9 protein-coding genes are annotated in these 17,006 nt (G+C 64.5%); 6 read left to right on the top strand and 3 right to left on the bottom strand.

Annotation, left to right across the window (positions count from 1 at the left end; genetic code table 11):
- Positions 1–315: 315 nt before the first annotated feature.
- Genes sphsw_RS15460 through sphsw_RS15445 form a run of 4 tightly spaced genes read left to right on the top strand, consistent with a single transcriptional unit; the run spans position 316 to position 6,391 of the window.
- Positions 316–1,878: a tryptophan halogenase family protein gene (locus tag sphsw_RS15460; RefSeq protein ID WP_327195653.1), complete on the top strand. Its 1,563-nt coding sequence runs from the start codon at positions 316–318 to the stop codon at positions 1,876–1,878.
- A 56-nt stretch (positions 1,879–1,934) separates the two neighbouring features.
- A complete protein-coding gene (locus sphsw_RS15455) occupies positions 1,935–3,371 on the top strand; it encodes a tryptophan 7-halogenase (RefSeq protein WP_031441397.1) in 1,437 nt (478 codons plus the stop codon).
- Positions 3,368–4,879 carry a tryptophan halogenase family protein gene (locus sphsw_RS15450; protein ID WP_031441396.1) on the top strand — a complete coding sequence of 504 codons (1,512 nt, stop codon included), beginning with the start codon at positions 3,368–3,370 and terminating at the stop codon, positions 4,877–4,879. Before sphsw_RS15455 ends, sphsw_RS15450 begins: the two co-directional genes overlap by 4 nt.
- 3 nt (positions 4,880–4,882) lie before the next feature.
- Positions 4,883–6,391 carry a tryptophan halogenase family protein gene (locus tag sphsw_RS15445; RefSeq protein WP_031441395.1) on the top strand — a complete coding sequence of 503 codons (1,509 nt, stop codon included), beginning with the start codon at positions 4,883–4,885 and terminating at the stop codon, positions 6,389–6,391.
- Positions 6,392–6,423: 32 nt separating this feature from the next.
- Here sphsw_RS15445 and sphsw_RS15440 read toward each other — a convergent pair whose 3' ends face one another.
- The 3 genes from sphsw_RS15440 to sphsw_RS15430 form a co-directional block, all read right to left on the bottom strand.
- The gene (locus tag sphsw_RS15440) at positions 6,424–7,443 is read right to left on the bottom strand and encodes a cupin-like domain-containing protein (protein WP_037527568.1); all 1,020 of its coding nucleotides are present in this window, start codon (positions 7,441–7,443) and stop codon (positions 6,424–6,426) included.
- Between the two features lie 161 nt (positions 7,444–7,604).
- The gene (locus sphsw_RS15435) at positions 7,605–9,242 is read right to left on the bottom strand and encodes an alpha-L-fucosidase (protein WP_031441393.1); all 1,638 of its coding nucleotides are present in this window, start codon (positions 9,240–9,242) and stop codon (positions 7,605–7,607) included.
- 94 nt (positions 9,243–9,336) lie between these two features.
- The gene (locus sphsw_RS15430; protein ID WP_081874374.1) at positions 9,337–11,733 is read right to left on the bottom strand and encodes a glycoside hydrolase family 31 protein; all 2,397 of its coding nucleotides are present in this window, start codon (positions 11,731–11,733) and stop codon (positions 9,337–9,339) included.
- Positions 11,734–11,974: 241 nt separating this feature from the next.
- Between sphsw_RS15430 and sphsw_RS15425 the strand changes: the two genes are divergently transcribed.
- Together sphsw_RS15425 and sphsw_RS15420 are read left to right on the top strand one after the other, a co-directional pair.
- Entirely contained in the window at positions 11,975–14,776 is a 2,802-nt protein-coding gene (locus tag sphsw_RS15425; RefSeq protein ID WP_200874051.1) for a TonB-dependent receptor, read from the top strand.
- A gap of 215 nt (positions 14,777–14,991) precedes the next feature.
- A partial coding sequence (locus sphsw_RS15420; protein WP_052380972.1) for a glycoside hydrolase family 2 TIM barrel-domain containing protein occupies positions 14,992–17,006 on the top strand: 2,015 nt, incomplete at its 3' end.

The raw sequence follows: 17,006 nt of genomic DNA, 5'->3' as shown, positions 1-17,006 counted from the left end.
TAACGCCGGAAAAACCGAATTTTGCATCACAGCATCCCCTCTTTGTCCGGTTTGTCCCGGGCTTCCTCCTCACCTGCGCCAGCTTCTGAGTGATTTAAGCTTTTGAGCTCGTCATCACGACCAGTCGTCAAATGTAAGAGTAATGCTACGTCCGCTTTCTGCGACAATCAAGAGCTGAATATTGCGACAGAATGCTTGTCTTTTAATCACTTGCCGACGTTCGCGACCGCGCTTGCCTTCCCGCGCTCAGGCTTTAATCAGGCGTAAGGCGCCAATAGGCGCGGGGAACAGGAGGGGCAGCGGCGATGCCATATTGTGGTGCACCCGCAAGATACGTGGTGGGCGTTCGTGGCAGAACAGTCTGACATTAGCAGCATCTGCATTGTCGGGGGCGGCACCGCAGGATGGATGGCCGCGGCCGCCTTGGCCGCCAAGCTGGCGGGGCTCCCGACAGCGATCACCTTGGTCGAGTCGGACGAGATCGGCACCGTGGGCGTCGGCGAAGCGACGCTGCCGCATATTCGTGCATTCAACCTCGCGCTCGGCATCGACGAAGCCGAAATGATGCGGGCGACGGAGGCCACCTACAAGCTGGGGATCGAGTTTTGCGACTGGGGCCGCCGCGGCGATCGATATATCCACCCGTTCGGTGATTTCGGGCCGACGACCAACGACGTGCCCTTCTATCAATACTGGCTGAAGTTGCGCCAATCGGGAGACCGGAGCCGGATCGACGAATATAGTTACCCGGTCATCGCCGCGGAGCAGGGCCGCTTTCGACGGCCCTCTGGTGACCTGGACGCCGTCGAGTCGACCTTTGGTTATGCCTATCAGTTCGACGCGGGGCTCTATGCGCGATTTCTCCGAGGCTTTGCCGAGAAAAGGGGGGTGTCGCGCACCGAGGGGAGGGTGGTCAGGGTCGTACAGGACGGTGAAACCGGCTTTGTGCGCAATGTCGTGCTGACGAACGGCACGACGCTATCCGCCGACCTGTTCATCGACTGCTCGGGGTTTCGAGGACTGCTGATCGAGACCGCCCTGCAAAGCGGCTATGACGATTGGAGCGAATGGCTGCCGTGCAATCGGGCGATCGCGGTCCCGACGGAAAGCAATGGTGCGCTGCGCCCGTTCACCCGGGCGACCGCGCGCACCGCGGGGTGGCAGTGGCGGATCCCGCTGCAACACCGTGTCGGCAACGGCCATGTCTATTGCAGCAGCTTCATTTCCGATGACGAGGCACATGATCAGCTCGTTGCCGGGCTCGACGCACCGATGCAGGCAGAGCCGCGCCGGCTGTCGTTCACGACGGGGCGGCGGCGCGAGTTCTGGAAGAAGAACGTCGTGGCGATCGGGCTAGCAGGCGGCTTCCTCGAGCCGCTCGAGTCGACGTCGATCAACCTGATCCAGGATGGCATCACCGAACTTCTCGCGGTCTTCCCGGACAAGGGATTCGCGGCGCGCGACATCGCGGAATATAACCGCCGCATAGGCCTTCACTATGAGCGCATCCGCGACTTCCTGCTGCTGCATTACGTCGCAACGCAACGCGACGACTCCGAGATGTGGCGCCATTTCCGCAATCTTCGCCTTCCCGACAGCCTGTCCGAGCGGATCGAGGCCTGGCGTAGCCGCGGTCACCTGATCCAATACGAGTTCGGCCTTTTCCTGTCGCCGAGCTGGGTCGCGGTGTTCCTGGGTCAGAATCTCGTTCCCGACCGGCATGATCCGCGCGTCGAGAACATGAGCGTCGATGCTCTGACGGCCAGAGCAACGGACGTGCGCGCGAAGGTCGATGCTGCGGTACGGCGGACACCCGATCATACCGCCTTTATCCGGGAAAGCGGAGGAGCGGCGCGTCTCGCCGTTGCCGGGGCTTGATTGGCGCACCGGGGGCACCTGTTGCATTTACGCCGGGTAACGACATCAGGCACATCGTGGTCTGCGGTGGAGGGCTTGCCGCCTGGATGACGGTGGCGATGCTTGCGCGCCAGCTGCCGGACACGGTGCGGATCACGTTTGCAGAGATCGATAGCGATCACCGGTGCGCCGACCTCTTCTACGGCACAGTGTCCGGTCCAGGCAGCTATGCGTTCAACCTGGCGGCCGGTGTCACCGAGCCCGCTCTCGTACTCGGCAGTTCCGCCGCTTTCTCCTGGGGTAGCAAATATGTGCACTGGGCTGAAGGCGGGCGATCCTGGATCCAGTGCTTCAACCTGGCGCTGCCGGTGATCGACGGCGTCCTGATGCACCAGTATATGGTACAGCAGGGCATGACGCGGCTCGACCCGTTCCTGCTCGGTGCAGTCGCGGGAAGTCGGGGCACGTTTGCGCATCCCCCGCGATCACCTGGTGCTGCCGGTCAGCAGCCGCTGGCGCGTGCGGAATATGGCTACCATTTCGACCCGGCAAGCCACGCCCGGTGTTTCGCCGCCGCCGTACCGCCCGGCCGCATCCACCATCTGAAGGGGGCGCTGACCCGGGTCGCGGTGGGCGACGGAGCGATCACCGGCATCGCGCTCGATGGTGCCGACATGGTGACGGCCGACCTGTATCTCGATTGCAGCGGACCGTCGGCCGAACTTCTATCTCGGCTCGATCCCGCGTGGCTGGGCGGGCGCGCGCTGCAGATCTCCGCAGACGACGTGGCCGAGGCCCGGCTTGGCCCGCCGGTTCGCAGCGTTTCGTTTCACGACCAGGGCTGGGCGGCACAGACCCCGCTGCGTGGGTCGACGCGATCGCTGACGGTCTCCGATGCAACTGCGTCGTGCAACGCGAGAGGCGGGCTGAGCGCGTCTGCGACGCTCGGGCGGCGCCGTCGGGCCTGGGCGGGGAACTGTGTCGGTATCGGGCACGCGGCCGGCATCGTCGAGCCCCTCACGCCGGCGCCCATGATGCTGCTCGAACGCGACATCGAGCGGTTGATGACGCTGATCCCCGTTTCGACTGCGTCGATGACCGTCGAGGAACGCGAGTATAACCGCAGGCATGGCGAGGATCACGATCATGCGATGCGCTTCACCCGCGCGCTTCTCGAAACGTCCGCCTTGCCGGACAGCGATTTCTGGCGCGCGGCCCGCGACACGCCGGACGCGGAGCTCGAGCACAAGCTCGCGATGTTCGCCGAACGCGGGTTGCTCGTCTCCTACGATCTCGAGCCCTTTCATCCCGAGGACTGGCTGATCATGCACTTCGGTATCGGCCGACGTCCGCGACGCCATGATCGTCTGGCGGACCGCGCCGATGCCAAGCGGGTCCGCCGCTATCTCGACGATGCGGCACAGCAGGTCGCGACTGCCGCCGCCGCGTTGCCGTCGAACCACGTCTACATGACGCAACTGGAACGCTATCTCCGCCAGGATCCACGAAAATGACGCAGGCCCCCCTAGGATCCATCGTCATCGTCGGCGGCGGCTCGGCCGGCTGGATGACCGCCGCCGCGCTTTCCAGCCTTGTCGATAGCAAGGACGTGTCCATCACGGTCATCGAGTCCGACGCGATCGGCACCGTTGGGGTCGGAGAAGCTACCATTCCGGACATGCTGGTCTTCAACCAGATGCTCGGCATCAGCGAAGCCGAGTTCATGCGTGCGACCGAGGCGACGTTCAAACTCGGGATCGAGTTTGTCGACTGGGGTCACAAGGGCGACCGCTACATTCATCCCTTTGGTCAGCACGGTGTCGACATGGAGGGGATCGACTTCCACCAATACTGGCTGCGCTTGAACAGGGATGGCGGCACTGCACCAATCGAGGACTACAGCCTCTCCGCGGTCGCCGCCGGCGCGGGTCGCTTCGCCCTGCCCGACCCGAACCCGCGATCGGTGTTCTCGCATCTTCGCTATGCCTATCACTTCGATGCGACGCTCTACGCACGATATCTGAGGCGGTATGCCGAGAAGCGGGGCGTCAAGCGCATCGAGGGCGTGGTGAACGCGGTTCACCGGACCGCGCAGGGCGACGGCATCGCCGCCGTGACGATGGACTCGGGTGCGCAGGTCAAGGGCGACTTCTTCTTCGACTGCACGGGATTTCGCGCGCTGCTGACCGGGCAGACGTTGGACATCGATTTCGTCGACTGGAGCGCCTGGCTGCCGTGCGACAGCGCGCTGGCGGTGCCAAGCGCGCATGTCGGACCGCCCCCGCCCTATACCCGGTCCACGGCGCGCCCCGCCGGTTGGCAGTGGCGGATTCCGACGCAACGCCGCGTGGGCAATGGCCACATCTACAGCCGCAGCTTCATGGACGATGACGAAGCGGAGCGGGTCCTGCGCAAGGGGGTCGAGGGCGCGCTTCTTGCGGAACCCCGCGCGATCCGTTTCAAGGCGGGGCATCGGCGGCAGTTCTGGCGCGGCAATTGTATCGCTATCGGGCTCGCGGCTGGTTTTCTGGAGCCGCTTGAGTCGACGTCGCTGTATCTGATCCAGGAAGGAATCAGCCGCTTCATCTCGCTGTTTCCCAACGGGGATATGCCCGATATACTCCGAGTAGAATATAACCGCTACATGCAGAAGAAATTCGAGCAGGTACGAGACTTTATCGTGCTGCACTATGTCGCGACGAACAGGGACGATACGCCGTTCTGGCGCTATTGCCGGAGCATGAGCGTGCCGGACAGCCTCCGGCACAAGATGGAGCTGTTCCGCGAAACGGGGCGCATCTTCCGCTATGATGACGAGCTTTTTGCCCGCCCGAGCTGGGTGGCGGTGATGCTGGGCCAGGGGATCATGCCTGAACGGTGCGATCCGATCGTCGCGGCGTTGCCCGCGCGCGACGTGGCGAATAGCCTGCAATCCATGGCGTCGGCGATGAAGGACGCTGCATCCCGCATGCCGACACATGCGAGCTTCATCGCGTCCTACTGCGCCGCGACGGAGGGCTGAGCGATGGACGAACTTGCCATTCGCAGGATCGTGGTGGTCGGTGGCGGCACCGCCGGCTGGATGGCGGCTGCAGCCCTGTCCCGCGTCCTGGGCCACGCGGTCGAGATCGAGCTGATCGAATCGGAGGCGATCGGCACGGTCGGCGTCGGCGAAGCGACCATCCCGCACCTGCAATATTTCAATCGGCTGCTCGGGATCGACGAGGACGATTTCGTCCGCCGCACGGCCGCGACGTTCAAGCTGGGGATCGAGTTCGTCGATTGGGGTCGCATCGGCGACCGCTATTTTCATCCGTTCGGCACCTATGGTCAGGAAATGGAGGGTTTGCACTTCCATCATTTCTGGCTGCGTCAAGCTCAGCTCGGCGGGGCCCTCGAACTCGATCGATTCAGCATCGGCGCCGACGCCGCGCGGGCCCAGCGCTTTCAGCGTCCCGACCACAGCCGCGCCGGCTCGCCGCTCGGGACGATCAGTTACGCGTTCCAGTTCGACGCATCGCTCTACGCCCGCTACCTGCGCGAGCGGGCCGAGGCCGGTGGCGTGCGGCGCACCGAAGGGCGTATCGTCGATGTCGCCCTCGACAGCAGCAATGGTCATGTCCAGGCGGTGACACTGGAGGACGGCAGCCGCGTTGCGGGCGACCTGTTCATCGACTGTTCGGGCTTTCGCGGCCTCCTGATCAGCGAAGCGCTTGGCGCCGGCTTCGAGGATTGGAGCCATTGGCTGCCCTGCGATCGCGCGGTGGCGCGCGCCTGCCGCCGGACCACCGACCCGCTTCCGTACACCCGGGCCACCGCCAAGGCGGCCGGCTGGCAATGGCGCATCCCGCTCCAGTCCCGCACCGGCAACGGCTACGTGTACTGTTCCGATCACCTGAGCGATGATGCAGCGCTCGCTGGGCTCAACGCCGCGCTCGACGGTGATCCTCTGTCGGAGCCCAACTTCCTGAAGTTCAAGGCCGGCGTCCGGCACAAGGCCTGGGACCGCAACGTCGTGGCGCTCGGTCTCGCGAGCGGCTTTCTCGAACCGCTCGAATCGACATCGATCCACCTGATCCAGTCAGCCATTGCGCGCCTGCTGACCAACTTTCCGGATCGTCGCTTTAACCAGCACGACATCGACTATTATAATCGCCGCACGCGCGTCGAATATGAGCAGGTGCGCGACTTCATCATCCTGCATTATGCCACCACGACCCGCGATGATTCGCCGCTGTGGCGGTACTGCCGGAGCATGGCGTTGCCCACGTCGCTCGAAGAGCGCATCGCGATATTTCGCGAGAATGGCCGGCTATATCGCCACGACAATGAACTGTTCAGCGAGACGAGCTGGCTCGCGGTCATGCACGGGCAGGGGCTTGTTCCAAGGCGCTACCATCCGCTCGCCGATCTGCTGCCCGAAGGCGAACTCGACAAGCGCATGACGCACATCGCAAATGCGATGCGGCTGGCGGTCGACCGTATGCCCTCGCACCAGCAGTTCCTTGACCAGATCGGTCGCACTGCGGCCTGACGTCCGGCCGGCAGCGGTGACGCCGGGAAGGCTTATCGCGCGCCTAGTGCGTGGAGGAGATACTGCTTGATGCGATCCGTCCGCGATGGCGACGCCGCCCCGAGCACGCCGCGTGCTGCCTCGGGCAGGTGATCGGCCACCCGTTCGGCCGCGTCGTCGAACGCATAGTGATCGAACCATTTCCGCCATACCGCGCGTTCGCGCGGCGGTAGGTCGCGTACCGCCATCAGCGCATGGATCATCGCGGTAAACGGGCTCGTCGCCTCGTGCCCTTCGGCCCAATAATTAACCAATATGTTGAGCGGCTCGTACGAGCGCACATTATGCCACCACAGTGCCGGAATGAAGATCGCGTCGCCGGGCCCAAGGTCCGCGACCAGCGCATGGCGCATCGCCTCGGCAAAGCGCGGGTAGCGTTCCAGGTCGGGTTGATCGGGGTCGACCATGCTCGCCGGCTGCCCCGCCATCGTATGATCGAGCGGCCCAACATAGAGATTCTCGAGCTGCTCGGGTGGGAACAGGAGGAAGCGGCGACGGCCCGCGACGACGCACGCCAGGTTCGCCGATCCGTCGTAATGCGTCGAAATCCGCGTCGCGTTGCCGATCCACACCCGCGCCTTCGCGCCAGGCAGCGTCAGGTCGAGCGGGTTTGCCTCGCTCCAGCCGGGCAGGAGCTGTCCTGTCGGCGCAGACCCAGCATAGAGGACGGGCGCCGCGGGATCGTTTTCAAACCGAAGCAATTCCGACAGCAGCAACTGCAACGGAACCATCTGACGGTTGAAGTTGAAGCCCTGGACGGCATCGTCGTAGAAGAAGCGGCCTTGTATCTCCGGCCGCCCCGCCATCACCTGAACGGGGACACCACCGTCGAACTTCTCCATGTATTGCGCTGCGCTCCGGGCACCGCCGCTTGCTGCCGCAACCGACGGCCAGGTGGAGACTTGAGCACGCAGGACTACCGGTTCACCACGGTTGAGGATTTCGGCTTCGAACGTTGCTGAGTCCACCCGCGCACGCTCGGCAAGCGGGCGCGCCCAGTCCAGATTGCTCACCCCTCGTCATCCTTTCATCCCGCCCCGCCAATAAGTTTGGCGCTGCGCTACCCAGGTTTCTCCGGATATAACTGGCTGCGAAGCTGGTGGCGACCGCGTATTCTACCTTCGAACGCCCGCTCGAGGGGGAGCAATGGCCGAGCACCGAGAAACCCGACGCCCTAGATCAGGCCGCGGCCCTCAATTTTCACGACCGGAACGAAGCCGTCGCCGCGGTCGGCGGGCATTGCGAAATGCAGGCCGTGCGGGTCGCGGCGGTGCGCTATGCGGTCGCCGCCGAGCAACGTTACGCGCTCGACGACGCCGTCGGCGAAGCGGTGGCGTGCGAGCGCCTCGATCGTCACGTCGCCGCGTGGCCAGCCGAGGAACAGCGCATAGAGCGCGCCCTTGTTCGTGGTGAAGCGCACGTCGCGCGGCGTGAACACCCCCGACGACTGCTCGTTCTGCATGCCCGTCTGCAGCTTGGTCGGGCCTTCGCCGTAGATCCGCCATGGGCGCGAGCCGAAAATCGCCTCGTCGTTGATCGCGATCCAGCGGCTCATCCCGTCGAGGATCTTTTCCTCCTCGCCGTCGATCGAGCCGTCGCCGGGCTGCGGGATCGAGAGCAGCAGATTGCCGTTCTTGGACACCACGTCGGCAAGCCGCTGGATGACCTGCTCGGCGGTCTTGTAGCTTTTGTCGTTCAGGCGCGCGACATTGTAGAACCAGTCGCCGATACATGTATCGGTCTGCCACGGCTCGTCCCACAGATGGTCGGTGAAGCCGCGTTCGACGTCCTGCACCAGGCCAAACCGGGCATAGGGCTTCAACTGCTTGGCGGTCAGCACGACATCGATCTTGCCGTGCCAGGCGATCGACCGATTATAGTAGTCCGCCGCCGCCTGGAGCCCGATCGGGCCGAACGGCAGCTCGTAATCGTCGAAATAGCAGAAGTCCGGCTTGTACTTGTCGATCAGGTCGGTCTGCCGCAGCAGCCATTTCGCGGCATAGGACGGGTCGTTCGGCGGCGGGGTCTCGATCCACTGGCCGTCATGCGCATCGTGCCAGGCGTTCATCGCGGCTATCGTGTCGATGCCGTTCGGCAGGACCGCGTGCGCGCCCGTATAGAGCTGTTGCGGATCGAGCCCGTCCCACCAGGTGCCGTGGCCATCGGCGGCCCGGAGCGTGAACGCGTCGTAACGCTGTCCCTTGCGCGGCCCGATCGGATCATAGCCATAGGCGGTCTGATACCAGTGCCAGCTATGCGCCGCATGGTTCGAGACGCCGAACTTCAGCCCGGCCTTGCGCGCGGCCTTCTCCCAGATGCCGACGACGTCGCGCTTCGGCCCGACGCGCAGCGAATTCCAGGCGTGATAGCGACTGTCGTAGCAGTCGAGATTGTCGTGATGATTGGCGAGCGAGACGAAATATTTCGCCCCCGCCTTGGCATAGCGGGCGATCAGCGCGTCTGGATCCCAGCGCGCTGCGGTCCAGCGGTTCATCACCTCCATCATCCCCGATCGGGTCGGATGGCCATAGGTCTTGAGGTGATGTTCGTACGCTGGATGGCCCTGCAGGTACATGAAGCGCCCATACCAGTCGCCTTGCTCGGGTACCGATTGCGGGCCCCAATGCGACCACAGGCCAAGCTTGGCATCACGAAACCACTCGGGGTAGCGATAGTGATCGACCAGCGACTGCCACGTCGGCTGCACCGGGCCCCGCGCCAGCCCCATCGGGCTCTGCGCGAGCGCATGGGTTGCGGGTCCGAGTGCAGCTATACCGGCGAGCACCGACCGACGGCTGAGGTCGCTGCTCACGGGGTTGCGACGGATCTGACGGGCACGCCGTCAAAGCGCGCGTGCGCTGCCGTCGGTAACCCGGTCAGGAGCCGTGCGGCGACGCGGCTACCGATCACTTCGGTGCCACGATCTGGACCAGGGACCCGGCGTCCTGCCCGGTCGGCAGCTTGCCCGACGCGGTCAGGCGCCGGCTCTTGTCGTCCCAGCGGAGGGTCGCTTTGCGTCCGCCCTTGGTCCGATAGTCATTGGTCACGCCATCGTCGTCGTAGAGCGCGAAACTGGCATCCGCGCCGGGATAGACGCGAATGGCCTCAAGCGACTGCGCCGTCGCGGTGCTCGGGACCTGGACGCCCATCGGGATGATCGACCCGGCGCGCACGAACAGCGGGATCCTGTCGATCGCTGCGTTCGCGGTGACGGTCTGCCCACCGGTAAAGCGCTGGTTGGTCCAGTAATCATACCAGTCCGCCCCGGCTGGCAGATAGACCTGGCGGCTGGTTTTGCCCTGTTCGGTGACGGGGGCAACCAGGAAGGCGGGGCCGAACATATACTCATCGCCCATGTCGGCGACGTTGGGATCGTTCGGGAAATCCATGAACAGCGCGCGCATCATCGGCGCATTGCTCTCATAGGTGTGGCGCCCGAGCGAATAGATATAGGGCATCAGCGAATAGCGCAGCTTCAGGAAGTTCGCGAGAACGGGCTCGGCCGCTGTGCCATATTCCCAGAGCGCAGTGGCGGGGCGCTGGCCGTGGATCCGCAAGGTCGGCGTGAACACGCTATAGGCGAACCAGCGCGTGAACAGCTCGGGATAATCCGCATAGTCGGGCGCCATCGCGGTCGCGCCCGCCGGATCGAGCAGCACCGGACGGGTCGCCTTGGGCCCGTTCGGCCACTGCCAGCCGCCGATGTCGCTGCCCCAATAGGCCATGCCGCTCGCGGTGAAGCCGAGCCCGGCGGGCACCTGCCGGTGCAGCGCCTCCCAGGTCGACTTGATGTCCGACGACCAGAACAGCCCGCCATTGCGCTGGGCGCCCAGATAGGCGGCGCGCGACAGGATCAGGTTGCGCATCGTGGGGCGATCCCGTGCCGACCCGTCCGCGACGCTCATCGTGTGGAGCAGCGGGAAGACGTTGTGATAACGGTCGCCCGAGCCGATCGAATAGAAGCTGCCGTCGGGCACCAGATCGGGCTCGGTCTCGTCGAGCCAGAACCAGTCGAAGCCCTGGCTGGCGATATTGTCGCGGATTCGCTCCCAGAACCAGTTGCGCGCATCGGGGTTGGTGCTGTCGAGCAAGGCGCCTGCACGATCGGACCGGATCGGCAGTCCGTCGACGGCGTTGCCATCCTTGTCCTTCAGCAGCCAGGACTTGCTCGACAGCAGATTAAAGTAGCGCGATTCCTTTTCGAACCGCGGCCACACGCTAATGATCGAATGCATCCCCATCGCCTTGAGCTTGTCGTTCATGCCCTTGGGGTCGGGGAAATAGGTGCGGTCGATGTCGAGCTGACCCATGCGCGACCAGTAGAACCAGTCGAGCACCATGATGTCGAGCGGCAGGCCACGGCTGCGATACCCGTCAGCGATGCCGAGCAGTTCCTTCTCCGTCTCGTACCGCGCCTTGCTTTGGATAAGCCCGAACGCGGCCTTTGGCGGCAGCGGGGTCGTCCCGGTCAGCGTGGCGTAGCCGGCGTAGATCTCGTCGGTGGTCGCGCCGGTGATGACGAAGAAAGAGACGCGCTCGCCGACTTCCGACTGCCAGTGCGTCGCACTGTGCAGGCCGGGGGATACGACGGTCGAGGATGGATTGTCCCAGACGATGCCATAGCCCTTGTTGGTGACCATGAACGGCACGCAGACCGTCTCGCCCGCGGGCGCATCGTAATTGTGGCGGCAGTCGATCGTCCGGCCGCGCAGGTCGAGCTTGCCTTCCTGGTTCTGGCCCAGCCCGTAATAATGCTCGTCGGCGGGGGAGGCGAAGCTTGCACCGACGCGGAACGTCTTTTCGCCGTTGACGGTATGCGGCCCCATCTCCCACCCGGTCATCTGCGTCAGCATCGTGCCGTCGGGCTTGCGGATCGTCACCGACACCGGCGGCAGCGATGGCGCGAAATAGCGCTCCATCTGCGTGGGGGCCTTGGGCCAGGGCTTGGCATCGACCGAAAGCGACAGCGCGGCGGACGTGAAGATATCGGCGCCTCCGTCGTTGCGGTGCGTCCAGCCTGCGGCATTGGGCTTGGCGTTGGGACCGTCGCCCGGGGGGGCGTCGACCTGCCCGCGGTCGGTCGCGATCGTCACTCGGACGATGTTGGGGGCATAGGCCTCGATCGAAACCAGGCTGCCGTTGCGATCGACCGTCGCGATCGGCGCTGCGAACCCGCTCGTCGCAATCGTCGCCAGCGAAACCCCAACGGCAAATCGCGCGATCAGGCGCGACCAGCTCGGCGATACCGTGCTTCGGGAATCGTCGGACGGCTGCGTGACGACACGGGCTGGGGCGATATGCATTGAAATCCTCTCCGCGGGTCTGTGCCCGTTATGGTACCGCAAACTTCGCCAACGCGGCAAATTTGTCGTATAATTGCAGGTCCGCGCTACAGATCAACCGAATTCTCTGCCAAAAATATGACTTGTCAGACAATTCGTCCGTTGATACCGATACCACACTTCGACCGCAGAGCGCTTCATGGCTCAAAATGCGGCACAAATTTCGAGCGGTGGTCCGTTCGGTATCCTGGGGAGATGGTGTTTGAACCGCGTAAAATTCCGTTCGGCTTGTGTGCTCAAGGCTCTGGCAAGCGGGGCATCTGCCCTCGCGATTGTCTCGGCATTCACGGTAGCCGCAAGCGCCCAGCAGGCGCCCGCTATCGTCCCCGGCACGGCCGAAGAGGTCGCCCCGTCACCGATCGATCAGGGCGCGCAGGCGGGTACCGTCGCACCGAGCGGCGACGTTGCGAATGCGGATGCGGATGCGGATGCGGACATCGTGGTTACCGGCGTCCGCGCCAGCTTGCGCAGCGCACAGGCGCGCAAGCGCAACGCCAGCCAGATCATCGATTCGATCGTCGCAGAAGACATTGGCAAGCTGCCCGACAACAATGTGTCCGAGGCGCTGCAGCGGATCAGCGGCATCCAGATCGAGCGCAACCAGGGCGAGGGCAGCCGGATCGCGATCCGCGGCCTGACCCAGGTCCGTACCGAGCTGAACGGTCGCGACTATTTCACCGCGGGCGACGGCCGCACGATCAGCCTTGAGGATATTCCCTCCGAACTGCTCGCCGGGATCGACGTCTACAAGAACCCCGCCGCCGACGTGATCGAGGGCGGTCTGGGTGGCACGGTCAACCTGCGCACGCGGATGCCGTTCGACTTCTCGAAGCCGACGATCAGTGGCAGCGCGCGTGTCACGCATCACGATCTAGCGGACAAGACCAAGACCTCGTTCTCGGGTCTGATCACCGACACCTACCAGACCGGTCTGGGCGAGATCGGCTTCCTGCTCAACGGATCGCTCCAGCGCGGCGCCTATCGCACCGATGCCTTGTCGATCGAGCCTTATCAATTGCGCACCGGCATCGTCGATCGGACCGGCAATGGCAGCACGGCTGATGCCGCCGACGCGGTGATCGTGCCCAACGGCGTCGGCCAGTTCAACAATGTCGGTGATCGCCGCCGCATCGGCATTTCCGCGGCCGTCCAGTGGAAGCCTGCCGACAATCTCGAAGTCTATGGCCAGTTCGACTATGCCAACTACAAGTTCAACCAGGTCGGCTATCTCGTCTACCCGTTCGGCCGCGGCGGTGCGCCGATCACGCCGGGGCCGGCGAGCAGCTTCACGTTCGACGAGAATGGCGAGTTCCAGAGCGGCACGTTCCAGAACGTGTTCGTCGAGGGCAATACCTATCGCAGCGATCGCCGCTCGAAGACCGCATCCTATTCGGGCGGGCTCAAGTTCAATCCGACGAGCCAGCTCACGCTGACAACGGATGTCAGCTATGTCGACAGCCGCACGAAGACGGAGTTCTTCGCGCTCGGCGTTGGCAGCGACCAGCCCAACACGCTCAGCGTCGACATTACCGGCAAACTGCCCGTGATCGGCGTGACCGGGGCAGGGTCGCCCAGCTTCCTCACCGATCCGGCGAACTTTTCCTATCTCTACATCCTCGATTCCAGCAGCCGCAGCCACAACGACCAATGGTCGGTACGGCAGGACGTCGAATATGAGACGGATGGCGGCTTCTTCACGTCGATCAAGGCGGGTGTGCGGTACACCAAGCTGAACGCGGTCGTCGAAAATCCGGTGTTCGGCTATGTCGACTTGTTCGATACGCCACGCGTGCCGCGTACGCCGCTCTCGGCGATCCCCGGCTATTACAATCCCGTGCCGGTGAAGAACTTCTTCCGCGGCGATGCGGCTGGGCTCGGCAGCTTCCTGATCCCGCCGTTCGACGTGATCCGCGGCGATCTGAACGCGGTGCGCCAGACCTTCGCCTCCTATTATCCCAACGGGCAGGTCGCCGTTCCGGAATATCTGCCGACTGGTCGTAACGACGTCTCGGAACAGACGATCGGCGGCTATTGGGTCGCGCGGTTCAAGTCCGAGACCATCCTGCCGTTCGACGGCAATCTCGGTGTGCGCATCGTGAATACCAAGACCAATGTCGCCGGCTTCCAGACGCCGTCGGGCGGTCCGACGATTCCGATCGACCAGACTAACAGCTACACCTCGGTGCTGCCGAGCCTGAACATCCGCTTCCCGATCACCGAGACGTTGCAGCTGCGCCTGGCCGCGTCGAAGGGCCTGACGCGACCGGATTACAACCTGCTGAACTCGGTCCTGACGTTCGATCCCGTCAGCCGGCGGGGCTCGTCGGGCAATCCCGATCTGAAGCCGCTGCGCGCCGATCAGCTCGACGTCTCGTTCGAATGGTATTTCAACAAGACGAGCTCGGTCTACGCGGCCGCATTCTACAAGGCGGTCAACGGCTTCATCGCCCGCGTGGACGATCCGGTGGTGATCGACGGCACGCAATATCAGATCAACCGGCCGGTCAACGGCGCGAACGGCAAGATCAAGGGGTTCGAAGTCGGCTATCAGCAGTTCTTCGATTTCCTGCCGGGGCCGCTGTCGGGCTTCGGGGTGCAGGCCAACTACACCTATGTAGATTCCAAGGCGCCCAATCCGAGCGCCGGTGCAATCCCCGGCGCGCCGATCTCGGTGCCGCTCGAAGGGTTGTCGAAGAACAGCTACAATCTCGTCGGCATATACGAGAAATACGGCCTGTCGGCGCGTGTCGCGTATAACTGGCGCGACGATTACGTCCGCACCACGTCAGCCAGCGGGACGGGCAATCTGCCGATCTACGACCGGGCGTTCGGCCAGCTCGACGCCTCGATCAGCTACGACGTCACGCCCAACATCACCGCGTCGGTGGATGCTACGAACCTGCTCAACACCCGGCGTGAGACGTTCTTCGGGTTGGACAGCCGGCCGCGCGACTATTCGGTCGTCGATCGCCGCTTCGGCGCGACGCTCCGCGTGAACTACTGACCGGCCGAAGCCCGGGGGTCTCGAAAGGCTCCCGGGCTTCACGTGCGGTCCCGTGCGATGTCCCGACCTGGACCTGTAGCGTAGCACCGCGATCGGCGACGTGGGGGTTGCAATGCGCTTAGTAGGGCCCCCACCAGTGTCCGACTGAAGCGAATGCCAACATTGACGGTGTGACGAACGGGGCTCGCCCGGCAGCGATGGATAGGAAGCCAGAGATGACAGATGCGCACGAGACGGGTCGGCTGAACCGGCGGCATTTCCTGGGAAGCGGCACCGCGATCGGCATGGCGCTGGCCGCGGACGGTGTCGCTCAGGCTGCACCGGCGCAAGCGCCAGCGATCGGCGCATTGCCGATGCCGGCGACCCGCGACGACCTGCCGCTGCGCGCGCCAGTCGAGGATCCCAGCCGGCTGCTGCTCGATCGCAGCTGGCGCTTTCACCTCGGCGATATCCCGATGCCGGAGATCCGCGGCCATGGCTGGTCCTACAACAGCGCCAAGGCGGGGCAGGCGCAGGGTGCGGCGGCGATGCAATATGACGATTCGGATTGGCCCGAGGTCGACCTGCCGCATGACTGGGCATCGACGATGCCGTTCGAGGAAAGCGCCAATGTCTCGCAAGGCTATCGCCGGCGCGGCTTCGGCTGGTACCGGCGCGCGCTGCGGCTCGATCTCGCGGACCGGGGGCGGTATCTGGAGTTGCAGTTCGGGGGGATCGCGACGAATGCGACGATCTGGCTCAATGGATCGATCGTCGCGCACAACTGGAGCGGCTATAACTCCGTCTATATCGATATCACGGATCTGGCGCGGTATGGCGATGATCTGAACAGCATCGTCGTGCGGGTCGATGCGCAGACGATGGAGGGCTGGTGGTACGAGGGCGCCGGTTTGTACCGCCATGTTTGGCTGGCGAAACGCGATGCGACCTACATCGCGACCGACGGCATCCACGCCGACCCGCGCCGCGCCGCCGATGGCAGTTGGAGCGTCCCCGTCACCGCGACGCTCGGCAATATCGGCAAGATCCCGGCCGAGGCGAGCATCGAGGTCTCGCTGATCGATCCCGACGGCCGCACGATCGCGACGCAGACCGCCGCGGCGCGTCTGCCGTCGCTGAAGCCGGGCAGCGCGACGCTGTCCATCCCGGTCCCCGCGCCGCGGCTATGGTCGATCGACACGCCGACGCTCTACACGCTGCGGACGCGACTAATGCGCGGCGGCAAGGCCGTCGACGAACGCACGTTGCGGATCGGGTTTCGCACGCTGCGCTTCGACGCCGCGACGGGCTTCCATCTCAACGACCGTCCGCTCAAGATCAAGGGTACGTGCAACCACCAGGATCATGCCGGTGTCGGCGTCGCGGTGCCCGATGCGCTGTGGGACTGGCGGTTGCGGCGTCTGAAAGAGCTGGGATGCAACGCGATCCGCTTCGCGCACAGCGCGATCGCGACCGAGGTGCTCGACGCGTGCGACCGGCTCGGCTTCCTAGTGATGAGCGAGAACCGCAACTTCAACACCAGCCCCGATTACATTGACCAGCTCGAATGGCTGGTCCGCCGCGATCGCAACCGGCCGAGCGTGTTCATGTGGTCGGTGTTCAACGAGGAGCCGATGCAGGGGACGCCCGCCGGTTACGAGATGGTCCGCCGCATGTCGGTCGCGGTGAAGGGGCTCGACGACAGCCGCCCGGTGACGGCGGCGATGAACAGCGGGATGTTCGCCCCGGTCAATGTCAGCCAGGCGGTCGACGTGGTCGGCTTCAACTATCAGCGCGACCAGTATGACCGGTTCCACGCCGCCAACCCGATGCTGCCGCTGACGAGTTCGGAGGACACCAGCAGTTTCATGACACGCGGGGCGTGGGAGACCGACCGCGCCGCACACGTGATGGCGTCCTATGACGAGGAACCGGCTGACTGGGGCAGTACCCACCGCGAGGGCTGGAAATCGGTCGCCGAGCGGCCGTTCGTCGCGGGGACGTTCGTGTGGACCGGCTTCGACTATCACGGTGAGCCAACCCCGTTCGAATGGCCGTCCGCGGGCAGCTATTTCGGGATCATGGACCTGTGCGGCTTTCCGAAGATGGCCTTCTATCTGCACCGCGCGCAGTGGGTCGACGACGTGCCGCTGCTCGATCTGATGCCACACTGGAACTGGCCCGGGCGCGAGGGGCAGGCGGTCAAGGTGATGGCGCTGACCAATGTCGAGACCGTGCGGCTGATGCTCGA

Origin of the sequence: Sphingomonas sp. FUKUSWIS1 (assembly GCF_000733135.1) — a bacterium.
GTDB lineage: Bacteria > Pseudomonadota > Alphaproteobacteria > Sphingomonadales > Sphingomonadaceae > Sphingomonas > Sphingomonas aerolata.
The sequence above is the reverse complement of the archived record's forward strand: the minus strand, read 5'-3'. Positions and strand labels throughout refer to the sequence as shown.

What these genes read in the sequence shown, in the direction of transcription:
- sphsw_RS15430 (WP_081874374.1), bottom strand. Translation starts at nt 11,733, where the DNA reads ATGCATATCGCCCCAGCCCGTGTCGTCACGCAGCCGTCCGACGATTCC.
- sphsw_RS15445 (WP_031441395.1), top strand. Translation starts at nt 4,883, where the DNA reads ATGGACGAACTTGCCATTCGCAGGATCGTGGTGGTCGGTGGCGGCACC.
- sphsw_RS15450 (WP_031441396.1), top strand. Translation starts at nt 3,368, where the DNA reads ATGACGCAGGCCCCCCTAGGATCCATCGTCATCGTCGGCGGCGGCTCG.